Source organism: Microbulbifer maximicatervae (SeqCode) (assembly GCF_056232625.1).
The window spans coordinates 3,508,439-3,520,289 of record NZ_CP174324.1 but is presented as its reverse complement, the minus strand read 5'-3'; the positions used below and the strand labels follow the sequence as shown (position 1 = coordinate 3,520,289).

At 45.8% G+C, this 11,851-nt stretch carries 8 protein-coding genes; 2 read left to right on the top strand and 6 right to left on the bottom strand.

The genetic code is table 11. The features are described 5' to 3' along the window. Nucleotides 1-16: 16 nt before the first annotated feature. The gene (gene tssH / locus ACJJI6_RS15290; protein ID WP_475711087.1) at nt 17-2,686 is read left to right on the top strand and encodes a type VI secretion system ATPase TssH; all 2,670 of its coding nucleotides are present in this window, start codon (nt 17-19) and stop codon (nt 2,684-2,686) included. A 98-nt stretch (nt 2,687-2,784) separates the two neighbouring features. Here tssH and ACJJI6_RS15285 read toward each other — a convergent pair whose 3' ends face one another. From ACJJI6_RS15285 to ACJJI6_RS15260, 6 genes are all read right to left on the bottom strand, one after another. Further along, the gene (locus ACJJI6_RS15285) at nt 2,785-3,939 is read right to left on the bottom strand and encodes a lipase family protein (protein WP_475711086.1); all 1,155 of its coding nucleotides are present in this window, start codon (nt 3,937-3,939) and stop codon (nt 2,785-2,787) included. 23 nt (nt 3,940-3,962) lie between these two features. Continuing rightward, nucleotides 3,963-4,445, bottom strand: coding sequence for a DUF6795 domain-containing protein (locus ACJJI6_RS15280; protein ID WP_475711084.1), 483 nt, complete (start codon nt 4,443-4,445; stop codon nt 3,963-3,965). A gap of 713 nt (nt 4,446-5,158) precedes the next feature. Beyond that, complete coding sequence (locus ACJJI6_RS15275; RefSeq protein WP_413664124.1) at nt 5,159-5,452, bottom strand: PAAR domain-containing contractile injection system baseplate protein; 294 nt, start codon at nt 5,450-5,452, stop codon at nt 5,159-5,161. 3 nt (nt 5,453-5,455) lie between these two features. After that, complete coding sequence (locus tag ACJJI6_RS15270) at nt 5,456-6,034, bottom strand: DUF6931 family protein (RefSeq protein WP_413664125.1); 579 nt, start codon at nt 6,032-6,034, stop codon at nt 5,456-5,458. A 13-nt stretch (nt 6,035-6,047) separates the two neighbouring features. Beyond that, on the bottom strand, nt 6,048-7,955 hold the full coding sequence (locus tag ACJJI6_RS15265; protein WP_475711082.1) for a type VI secretion system Vgr family protein: 1,908 nt from the start codon (nt 7,953-7,955) through the stop codon (nt 6,048-6,050). A 163-nt stretch (nt 7,956-8,118) separates the two neighbouring features. Further along, nucleotides 8,119-8,607 carry an Hcp family type VI secretion system effector gene (locus ACJJI6_RS15260; RefSeq protein ID WP_413664127.1) on the bottom strand — a complete coding sequence of 163 codons (489 nt, stop codon included), beginning with the start codon at nt 8,605-8,607 and terminating at the stop codon, nt 8,119-8,121. A gap of 589 nt (nt 8,608-9,196) precedes the next feature. Here ACJJI6_RS15260 and ACJJI6_RS15255 point away from each other — a divergent pair. Continuing rightward, nucleotides 9,197-11,818 (top strand): bifunctional serine/threonine-protein kinase/formylglycine-generating enzyme family protein, encoded by a 2,622-nt coding sequence (locus tag ACJJI6_RS15255; protein WP_475711081.1) that lies wholly within the window; start codon nt 9,197-9,199, stop codon nt 11,816-11,818. Nucleotides 11,819-11,851 lie beyond the last annotated feature (33 nt).

Genomic DNA, 11,851 nt, shown 5'->3' with positions numbered 1-11,851 from the left:
GGAAAGGATATTCAACGTGATCAATATCGATTTGAAGCGATTGGTTGATACCATGACACCGCATATGCGTGACTCACTAGAGGGCGCTGCTGGGCTTTGTCTGTCACAGAACCAGTACAATGTTGAATTAGAGCATTGGTTACTGAAACTTTTGGATCAGTCTGATACTGACCTTTACCATCTATTGGAAAAACACGACTGTAATCCAGCAAATTTTGCCAAGCAGCTGGCTACAGCGATTGCTGGATTTCGGGCCGGCAGCAGCCGTCCACCAGCCCTGTCCCCAACTATCGTAGAAGCAGCGAAGAATGCTTGGATGCTGGCTTCTATTGATTATGGGCATAGAGCAATCAGCTCCGGACACTTTTTGGCTGCACTTTTATTGGAAGAAACCTCCCGTCGCCAGATTTTAGAATCCTGCCCAGAACTGAAAGAGATAGCTCCAGAATCGATTCGCGAAACCGCTCGTGCAATGTTTGGGCAAAGTGGAGAATCTAGTCATATTAGCGCCACGGCGGATATGGATGATGGCGCAGCTGCAGTTGCTGCAGCTGCTTCTAAAGCTCCGGCTCTGGACAAATATACAATCAATCTAACTGAAAGAGCGAAGAAGGGAGAGATTGACCCTGTACTTGGTCGTGATGAGGAAATACGCCAATGTATCGATATCTTAACCCGCCGGCGTCAAAATAATCCGATCCTGACTGGTGAAGCAGGTGTTGGTAAAACTGCCGTCGTTGAAGGCTTTGCTCTTCGAATAGCTAGTGGTGATGTACCTGAGCCACTTCGTGGTGTAGCCGTACGCACGCTTGACTTAGGACTTCTTCAGGCTGGTGCCAGTGTAAAAGGTGAGTTTGAAAACCGTTTGAAGTCTGTAATTTCAGAAGTGCGAGCATCTGCAACGCCAATTATTCTATTTATTGATGAAGCGCACACCATGATTGGCGCGGGTGGTAAAGAGGGGCAAGGGGATGCTGCTAATCTCTTGAAGCCTGCACTGGCACGCGGTGAATTACGCACTTTAGCTGCCACAACCTGGGCGGAATATAAGAAATATTTTGAACGAGATCCTGCTCTGACCCGTAGATTCCAGGTAGTAAAAGTTGAAGAGCCTGATGAGAGCAACGCAATTGATATGATGCGTGGTATTGCAACCTCGTTGGAGGAGCACCATAAAGTACGCATCCTGGACGAGGCTATCATAGCTTCGGTCAAATTATCTCATCGTTATATTCCCGGACGCCAATTGCCAGATAAGTCTGTTAGCTTACTGGATACGGCCTGCGCGCGTGTCGCTCTCAGTCAGTCTGCTACTCCTGGGGCGATTGAAGATGCTCGTATCAATATCGATCGGACTAATATTACCCTGGCTAAACTTGAGCGTGAAAACGCGGCAATGGGTGAGCATGAGGAGCAACTGGCAGAGCTTAAAGAGTTTAAAGCTTCTGAAGAAAAGCGTTTGGAAGTTCTCGAACAGCAACTGCTTAAAGAGAACGAGCTAATCGGACAGATTCAGCAACTCCGCGATCAGATCGATGTAGAGTTTATGAAAGTCCAAAGTGGTGAAGGTGAAGATACACTCGACGAGGCCTTATTAGCCGACTATCAGCAACAGCTCAAAACATTAACCGCGGACTTGGAAGTTATCCAGGGGGATACCCCGTTAATGCAGCCAGCTGTTGATGAACAGGCTATTGCCGCAGTAGTTGCCAACTGGACTGGAATTCCTGTCGGTAAGATGGTTAGCGATGAAATCATTGCTGTGAAGACTTTGGCAGAGCGCCTTAATAAGCGTGTTATTGGCCAACCTCATGCTATTGAGGCTGTAGCCCAGGCAATTCGCACTTCTCGAGCAGGCTTGACAGACCCGCGTAAACCGGTGGGTGTGTTTATGTTCTGTGGTACTAGCGGTGTGGGTAAAACAGAGACTGCACTTGCCTTGGCTGATGAGCTGTTTGGTGGTGAGCAAAATATCACGACCATCAATATGGCTGAATTCAAGGAAGAGCATAAAGTATCTATGCTGTTGGGCTCTCCTCCCGGCTATGTAGGTTACGGAGAGGGTGGTGTTCTTACCGAAGCTGCACGCCGTAAGCCTTATTCGGTAATCTTATTGGACGAGATGGAAAAAGCTCACCCAGGTGTGCAGGATGTTTTCTATAACCTGTTTGACAAGGGAACTATTAAAGACGGTGAAGGAAGGGATATTGACTTCAAGAACACCGTAATAATTATGACCTCCAATGCAGGGGAGGATGCAATTAGAGCTATCTTCAGTCAGGTAGAAGAAAAGCCTGAGCCAGATGTATTGATGGATAATATCCGCCCACATCTGCTACAAAAATTCAAACCAGCTTTCCTCGGTCGAGCAAATGTGATTGCTTATTACCCTCTCGATGATGAAAATCTGGTAGAGATTTGCAGAATCAATATGCGCAAGATTGAAAAGCGCGTTCACGAGCATTATGGAGCGTCCTTTAGTTATGACGAGGATGTTTTGATTAACATCGTTGCTCGTTGCCACGAAGCTGATACAGGTGCTCGTAATATTGAAGTTATTTTGAACAAAACATTATTGCCTGAATTGGCCAGTGAATGTTTGGATAAAATGGCGCGCGGTGAAGAAGTGAAAATAATTAAAGTATCCGCAACGGAAGAAGGGGACTTTAGTTACATAGTAAAATAGAAAATTGTAAATAAGCCCAGCGATGATATTAATAAAACATTATTGCTGGGCTTGGTACCACTAATAACCATATCGATACAACTGGTCTTAAAAAATAATTACTGGTTAGGTCTACCCGCTCTCATTACTAAATCCGATACCGCGCGATGCATACGTAGGAAGACCATGCGTATAAAGGAAACTGTAATATCGGTACCCTCTACAATGGCTAATCCAATGAGCTGTGCTAGCCTGCGGATAAGCCGTAATACCCAAAAAGAAATGTCTTTACTAATCTGGTAAGCTTTGTTCAAGAATATTGCTAGCCTGTCGAGAAGAGTAAAAGCAGTTCCGCCAGTTGCTATCAGTGAAATTCCCGCAAGATGAGTGATTTTTTTGAGTACCCAAAGCACGGCCTCACCAGCTATCCATGCAGTATTCATGGTTAAAGAGAGAATGCCATCGGACTTGAGCCATGCTTCAACACTTTTCTCCAGGCTGCCTTTAGGCTTTCTCAATTTTATACCATCCCAGTCTAAGCTAGTACCGTTGGGTGATACGGAAGATACGTAGGTTGTACTGCTATGGTTTGTACCAGGGTTAAGACTTGGGGTTGGCAGCTCAAAGTCTCCAGTTCCACCATTTGGAACATGAATAAAAGGCCAAGTGGGGACCATAGGTACTGGATCTGCACGATGATATACACGATAAATATTTTCAGTTTTAAGCCTTCTTTTACAGCCGCTGGCGAAGTGATCGAGTCCAACTCGAGGGCTTCCAAATGTATACAGTTTTATAGATTTGCCTGTATTTGTGGAAAGCCAATCAGCAGCTAAAGTGGCTAATGCCCCACCAAGACTATGTCCTACACAATGGATGGTATGAATGTCTTTAGGGAGATTGCGTGCAAAGCTCTCTAACTTCGGTAAAAAGGACTCAAAAGTATAAAAGAATCCTTGATGGACCGCTCCTCCAGTATGAAATCTCTTCACTCCAGCATTTAGGTCAGTTAATACATCATATAGGCTGGCAGTGCCCAATATACTTACGAAGGCTTGTCCCTTGAATTGTTTCTTGCCCGAGAGCACTATACCTCGAGTATCTGTACTTTTAACAAAAACTAGAGCGCCAGCTTCGGCATTGAACTTGCCAGAAAGCTCTTCATCAATCTCAAAATCTTCTTTATATACTTCGAAAAAAAGTTCGCGAGTATTAGATTCTTTGACAAGATAGGTGTCTGCAGCCAATTTTGCACTGTAGGTTGGGCTAAGCATGATGTTGTTGTCTCTATTTTTGTTTAAGAAAATTTACACGATGTTTTTAAATATGAGCCGAATCGTTCCTCTAGTTCCATCTCATCAGACAGTTCGCAAGTAAGATTAAAGGGTTTTCCGTTAAGTTCTGAGTTCTCCTCAGGCTGTCGTTTTGCATAAACCCATATTTTGTAGGAGTTATCGTTATGCTCGACTGTGATTTTTTGTGCTGAGACAAACTCGACAGGTAGAACTTGCTTTACAGAATTCGCAAATTTTGCGGGTAATACTGCAAATCCATTTTCATCAGATGTGAATGTATCTATCCATTCTTTTTGCCATTGTATGGAGCGTGTGATCTTAGCCCCTGATACAGGTTCTCCATTTAGGGTTAACTTGATTTTCATTTCTGAAAATGTACAAGCTTTAAAGGGGTTGAATGAGGCCATAGCGCTATTTCCTCCAGGTGATATGGCAGTTAATAAAAAAAATATTAGAAATAATTTAAATTTATATTTCTTGTGCATGCTAAATATCCTCCGGCCGTATTGGCTAAAGTAATTTTCTTCGGTTGGTGTTGTTCTTTAGTTAAATTTATGGAATAGGCAAAGATTTCTAAATAGAGGGTCGTCGAAAATATTGTTGGTTAAATTTGTTGTGTGAAATATTTTAATTATTGATCTGTGGGTTATATAAACACATTGTTTATATTTAGTTGGTAATTTTGTGTTATTTTTATTTTAATAAAATCGTTTAATGTTTCCGGTTTCCGGTTTCCGGTTTCCGGTTTCCGGTTTCCGGTTTCCGGTTTCCGGTTTCCGGTTTCCGGTTTCCGGTTTCCGGTTTCCGGTTTCCGGTTTCCGGTTTCCGGTTTCCGGTTTCCGGTTGGTTGCCCATGGTCCGTGCAAGACAAGCATTAATATGTGGATGACTCTCTTTGGATTTAAAGTGTTTATGTTAGATAGATAGCTTTTCCATTGTGGTTGGCTAAATTTCTTAATAGAAGAGGGAATCACTTTTAGTACACAGGAAGTGTTGTCTTGTGTACTGGGGCTTATATTTTAAGCCATTATCTTTATTCAGCAGATATGGTGTGGCAGAGATACGCCCACTCGATGAGAGCGGCATGTTTGAATACTCTTAAACATAGATATGGGGTGATCTTAATTGGATAACGTCAGTCTCCAATTTCATCTATGCTGGCACACCGAGCTTAGTAAGCAGGCGAGATCGATATATTTTATCCACCTATTAATACTGTAGGGCAACCGATGACTATTTTTCCACCATGCCCTGTGGTATCTCCCATCCTTGCTGCGGGTTTCTTTTGCAACATTACTGTAGTGCTTCCCATAGCGACCGTATCGGGCGGTCCAACACAGGTACAGGTGCTACCAACGGTTGCTGAAGGCATCCCACCGATGATAACAGTGGGTGCTCCTGGGCTTACTACTGGGCCACCCACATGAGGGACTGTGCCGGTGACCATTGGGCATACATGCATATCACCAATGCGGGAAGCTGGCTTACCCATAATTTATCCCTCAACCCTACCGTTTCCGCCTCGAGCTAGATCGAGACCTTGCTCCATATAGCGCATGAACCTTTTATTTGGATCGACTGGGTCAGATAGCACGGCAGCAAGAGTAACACTGCCGGCGACTGCATGAGCATAAAGGTGTTCTGGCGGCTCTACTACCGGCTCACCTTCGGCTGCTAAGCTCCCATGACACCAACTCGCTGCCGTAGCCGCCCAGCTCGCTGGAGTTTTATGTTTTGTTTTATCGCCGAATAGTTTGCAGCGTAAGCGGGCTTCTTCACTGGGCTTTTTTGCCCAAGTCTCAGCTGCATTAAGCGCATTCACATTGTCATCGTCAGTTTGAGGGCCTTGGATATCTCGGGCCGCGAGGCAAGCCCACCACACGGCTTCCCGCTTTGGTAGACCATGAGCAAGCAACTTGATCGCGTCTGGAAATAGGCCTGCTTCCACTAGGCGGTTTATGCTGACTTCTGGTGCTGTATCCGGTACCAGATGATCTTCTGCCTCGTCACTAACTTCAAAATTCTTAAGTAGCTCATCTGCGGTGAGAGCTTCTACTTTAATGAGGTCTGTCATTGGTATATCCCCATCAGTTAATCATGGTTACGCCGCCTTTCAGGGTCAGCATTCCGCCACCTTTAACTTCTGCAGTAGCGTCGCCCTTACAGGAAAGCATTGTTCCTTTGATGGTGATACCAGCTGGAGTCAGTTTAATACTGCTACCGCCGACTTTTAGTTCAATGGATGCTTTGGAGGAAATCTTAATTGCACCCATTGCATCAGTAGTTTGAGAACCTTTACTGATCTTGAGTGTGTGATTTCCTGACCCGATAGTTACAACTTGATTGCCTTTACTGACATTAAGTTTCTGATCACCTTTTGAGATGGTGACAACTTCACTGCCATCGGTAACCGTAATAGTCCGGTCTTGCTTAACCTCAAGGGTTTGTTTGTTCTCTATCTTACCTGTTTGGTCATTATGGACGACAAAGTTATGGTCTTTGCCGGCTTCCATATAAAGCTCTTCGCTTCCGCCTTTGTCATCAAATCGAAGTTCGTTAAAGGCACTACCTTCATACTCAGTTTTCCAGCCGCTTTGAGTCGCAGTGTAGTTGGGACCAGGATTGTCGCCGTTATATACGGCTCCAGTTATCAGTGGTCTATCTGGATCACCATTAATATAAGTAACAATAACTTCTTGATTGACTCTGGGGACAAAGTTGGCGCCCCAGTTTTTTCCGGCAAATGACTGCATCACCCGTACCCAACAGCTGTTCTGCTGTGAATTCCATGGAAACTTCACTTTGATTTGGGTGTAGGGGTCTTGTGAACTGTCAGAAGTGGTGGCCTTAACTTCAAGGACGCGTGCGACTTGCGGAGAGTGTACTTTCTTCGCAAAAACATTCGGTTCAGGTCTTGGAGTTACTGATGATGGGATACAACTGAAAGTATTGTGGAAATGTGTTTCCGCACTATTGCCGTCTGTAGCAGAGATATGTACGGAAGTAATCAGGTACTTCCCTTTCTCTGACGATAATGTGTGGTCAAAATTAAAACGGCCGCCCGCTGTGAATGAGGGGCAGTCACTGCGCCCATGGCTCACATCAAATAAAGCTTCTTGTGCTTCCATTGAGCGCTCGGCTAGCGCTTTATGGTAACTATCTGTAAATTTGTGCTTATTTTCACCGTCAGCCTGGAAATGGTTTAGCCCATAAAGGCCGCGCATGTAATTGTTGACATCATTCAGTTGGCTAGTGGTTTTAACTTGCTGTTTATTATCTTTTGTTGCGGTGAACTCACAATAATCTTTCAATTCAAAACCGCCACCATGATAATTGAAATTTCGCTGCCAACTACTTACGGTGTTTTTTGTCGGATGACTGCCGCTCCCATCGTACTCTATCTGTTCGCTTTCACAGTCATAGAAATCCTGGCTATCATCACAAAGTACAAGTTCGTGTTGCCCATTTGAGTGCTTGAAGTAATAGGAGATACCCTCTTCAGCCATAAGGCGATTGATGAATTCAAAATCGCTTTCATCAAACTGCACACAATATTCACGAGTTATATATTCAGCATTTAATTTGACGCTTAGTTTAACAACTTTGCTGTACTCACCCAAAACTTCTTCAAGAATCTGTTTAGCAGATTTCTTTTCAAAGATTCTGTTGGAACCTCCGAGGCTCGTAAACCAAAGGCCTGGTTGAATTGTGGCGCTATAACTCCGTACTCCTTCAGTGTTTACATCGCGTAGAGAAAGTTGAGTGACGTAACCATTGATATAACGAGGAGTTTCTGAGTGGTGAACAGAAATGGTAACAGCCTTCCCGACGATATCTTTCTGGCTTATTGCATGGTCATCGGACAGGAGCTGAACTTCATAGCGGAAGAGTTTGGAAATGTGCTCTTCGCCTTGCAGGCTGGTAGCGATTACCGCATCCGTGCCGAGTGGGCTGTCGACTTTAATCAGTCTTCTATCTTGATTTAATGTAGTCATGGGCAGCCCCTACTATCCCTACGGTGCCTTGGAGAATAGTACTAGTTATTATACGTTCAGTTATTTAGCTGAAAACTCAACAAGCGTTCAGCTAAATAACTGCTAAATAATGGTCTGCAGTTTTCCTGCAGACCATTATATATGCAGATCAGATTCTGCTGGCTTACAGCGGCTTGGCTGTTTCCAGATCGTATCCAACACGCATATTTTTGGGGTTCTTGTTGGTCTTGTCTGCGTGGTTGAGATCTGCTTCGATTTTAGCGTAGCTCAGGGATACAGACTCAGCCGGAGCGCCACCAGCGGAAGCACCGATGCTGTAGGAGGAAATCAGGGTGTTTTCCAGTTTGTAAACAGCGTACTTCTCTACAGAGTTAGCACCAGTTTGTACTACGTGGATCTCAACGGTAACACCTTCGTCACCGGTTACAGAAGATTTGAACAGGCCGCCGGAAGCAGCGTCGATGCGCTTGGTGAAGCTTACTTCGCTCAGGCTTGGGCGAGAAGCTTCGCGGTTTGACATGGCGCCAGCTTCCATGGTAATGCCGCGGCCAACACCGAAGTTGAAGCTGTCAATTTCGATCCAGTCCTCGTAGCCGGAAGCAGTAACATTGCCTTTGATGGCCTTGTTGTTGTAGTTCATGTAGATAGCCATGGGATGTCCCTCATTAGTTGGCGTGTGATGTTGGTGGTTAATCCCTTACCACCGCGATTCGCAGTAGTTCAGGTGGTCGTCGCGGTGGCAACTGTGATGATTTAAACAAAGAGAAAGCTAAAAACAAACTAATTTTCGAGTTATTTAATCGACTCTGGCACTAATTTCTAGAGGCGATTTTATGCTGTTACGATTTATGCCTGTTTGCTCAAATTGACTCTGACACTAATTTAACATTGCTAAAAACTAACAAATCTCTAGCGGGGATAAATAAGTGGTTTGAGTCATGCATATTGATTGACAGTCAAATATCTATTTGAAAGCATTTACCGGTATTTTTTTGATAAGCTTGCTTTGTAATAATATGTAATTCAGCCTTAAATCGGAGCGATACTCAGTGTTTTCGGGGGCTGGATCAAAATAATAGTTTGATGGCGTGTTAAGGCAAATTTATTTGAATATTGGTTCATTGTTGCCACATAGGCTGTTCGATATACTTCGCACCCTACTTTATTGCCTTGCCCATTAGATCAATAACAAAGTTTTTGCGGATTTGGATGTGTCGTAATGGTTTCCCATGGAGGCGGAATTGAACGATAAGACGCGTATTGTTCGGCCGAGTGACACTCCGCCGGGCTCAGGCCAATCAACCAGTGGGCTGACAGAAGATGGTGATATCACCGTTGTTGTGCAGCAGGATAAGACTGGAGCAAATGATCACCCCCCTGTTAAAGGTGCCCAACCGGTAATCCCTTCGGCTGCTGCCAGCTTTAGCTCAGATGCTACTGTCTTTGCGCCCTCTCCTAATCCTAATCGGATGGGAAGTGGGGCTGGGGCTAATGAAGTTTTGGGTGGTGTTTCTGCTGATTCGGCAGTAATACCTGAACCCTTTGAAGCTTCCGGCTCAAATGCAGTGACTAAAACTGTAATCAAAGGTCGATTTGAGCTTGACAAACTCCTGGGTGTTGGGGGGATGGGGGCAGTTTACAAAGCCCTTGACCGCCGTAAATTGGAAGCCAGTGACAGCGAGCCCTATGTCGCTATCAAGCTGCTTAATGATGATTTCCAAAAGCATCCCGATGCTTTTATTTCTCTCCAGCGGGAAGCGCGTAAATCACAAACGCTTGCACACCCTAATATCGTAACGGTTTACGATTTTGACCGCGATGGAGATCGCGTGTTTATGACAATGGAGTTCCTTGAGGGTGCTCCATTGGACAAGTTGTTGCGCGACCATGCCGATGTTGGGTTGGAGCCCGAGCGTGCCCGCTCGGTATTTTGGGATATCTCCCAAGCCCTGATATATGCCCACTCCCATAAAATTGTTCACTCGGACTTTAAGCCAGGCAATATTTTTGTCACCAATAAGAAAGGTGCAAAAGTATTTGACTTCGGTATTGCCCGAGCTGTCTCTGAAGGCGGAATCGCCAACAAGGTTGGTGAAACTACCGTATTTGACGCAGGTACTCTCGGAGCTCTGACCCCTGCATATGCAAGCCTTGAAATGCTTAAAGGGGCGGAGCCGGCTCCGAGTGACGATGTTTTTGCACTTGGGTGTGTAGCCTACGAGCTGTTTTGCGGTCGTCACCCGTATGACAAGACACCAGCAGATAAGGCGCTAGAGCAGGGCCTGCGGCCCAAGCGAATCAAGGGGCTTAATCGTCGGCAGTGGAGAGCACTTGAATTAGCGCTTGAGCTGAAACGGGAAAATCGAACAAGTACAGTTGATAAATTTGTTCAGGCTTTCTTCGTCAGTCAGGCTTGGAAGTGGGTTCTGGGAAGCGCGTTTGTACTGGTCTTAGGTGGGGCTGTAGTAGGTTACAGCCACTTGCAGCAACAGAACGCAGTGGAACAGGAACGGGTCAGGGTTGAGCTGGAGCGCAAACATGAGCAGGAGTTGTTGGAGCGCCGTACTGCGGACAAAAAAGAGGCAATATCTAGGCTAATCGCACTGAGTATTCTGACTCCTGCGTGGGAGGAGGATCTCAGGCTTGAATTGGCAGAGTACGCTGAGTTGAACCCTGCTGATAAAGAGTTTCAAGATACTTCGCGTCGCCAGATATCAGAGCTATTTTTGGCAGCCGCTACAGGTCAATTGAATCTAGGCAATCTTGATCAGGCAGATGTGATGCTCAAGGGCGTGGCTAATTGGTATGGTGATTCCAGTGAAGCAGCGGCGATCAAATCGCAGCTAGCTGCAGATAGAGAAAGCTTGCGGGAGAGGCTAGAAGCTGAGCGAGTAGCAGCAGAACGAGAGGCTGAGCAGCTTCGTCTGGCTGAGGAGAGGGCCGAGCGCCGTCGTGTAGCCGCCGCTAAGCAAAAAGAAATTGATGCGGTGCTCGATGATATGGAGGTTGCACTGACTTGCAGCTTTGAAATGAGCGTTCCAGGTGTTGGTACACAGCTTTCCCGGCTTGCGCGCCTTGATGCGGTAAAAGCGAGAAAAATTAGACCTGTCGTCGGCGCTGAGTTGGCGAAATGCGCGTCAACCTTGGGTGCGAGGGACCCAGTTCAAACGGAGTCCTTAGTCGATCAGTTCAGAGCTCTTGTACCTACTTATCAACCTTTGAAGGAGTTTCGCTTGGATTTCTGCGGCCACCTCCCGCCGGGCAGTGGTGGGCGAGGTGAGCGATACAGTTGTCGTGATCGCTTGGCAGATGGAACTCAAGGCCCGGCGATGGTCGTTATCAAGGGAGAAGGTGGGCGCCATTTGGCTGTAGGGAAATATGAGGTGAGTAATGGAGACCTCCAAATTTATTGTGACACCATTGGCGGTTGTGGGACATTGCAGCTGGGTTTATCAGCGTTGCCAGCAAATAATTTACCCATTGAGATAGCTGAGGCTTATCTGAACTGGTTGAGCGATGAAACCGGGTATAAATACCGCTTGCCCACTGAGCAGGAATGGTTCGCGGCTGCGAGTGCTAATGGGCAGGGTGAAGTTGCAGACCGCAACTGTCACTTGAAGTATGGGGGTATTGAAAAAGGTGCTGAGCTAGTACCGGTGAGCTCTGGTTCCGCAAACGGGTTTGGTCTGGTAAACCCTGTGGGGAATGTTCAAGAGTGGGTTCGTGGCACTGGCGAAGAGATAATGGCACTTGGCGGTAGCCGAGAGGACCCTATGAGTCGTTGTTTGGCAATAACCAAGAAGCACCATACTGGCGAGCCAGATCGATTAACAGGGTTTCGTATTGTTAGGGATGTAAATTAATAATCTGTTTTTGACCGAGACTGAAATAAGTAC

What these genes read in the sequence shown, in the direction of transcription:
- ACJJI6_RS15285 (WP_475711086.1), bottom strand. Translation starts at nt 3,939, where the DNA reads ATGCTTAGCCCAACCTACAGTGCAAAATTGGCTGCAGACACCTATCTT.
- ACJJI6_RS15280 (WP_475711084.1), bottom strand. Translation starts at nt 4,445, where the DNA reads ATGCACAAGAAATATAAATTTAAATTATTTCTAATATTTTTTTTATTA.
- ACJJI6_RS15275 (WP_413664124.1), bottom strand. Translation starts at nt 5,452, where the DNA reads ATGGGTAAGCCAGCTTCCCGCATTGGTGATATGCATGTATGCCCAATG.
- ACJJI6_RS15270 (WP_413664125.1), bottom strand. Translation starts at nt 6,034, where the DNA reads ATGACAGACCTCATTAAAGTAGAAGCTCTCACCGCAGATGAGCTACTT.
- ACJJI6_RS15265 (WP_475711082.1), bottom strand. Translation starts at nt 7,955, where the DNA reads ATGACTACATTAAATCAAGATAGAAGACTGATTAAAGTCGACAGCCCA.
- ACJJI6_RS15260 (WP_413664127.1), bottom strand. Translation starts at nt 8,607, where the DNA reads ATGGCTATCTACATGAACTACAACAACAAGGCCATCAAAGGCAATGTT.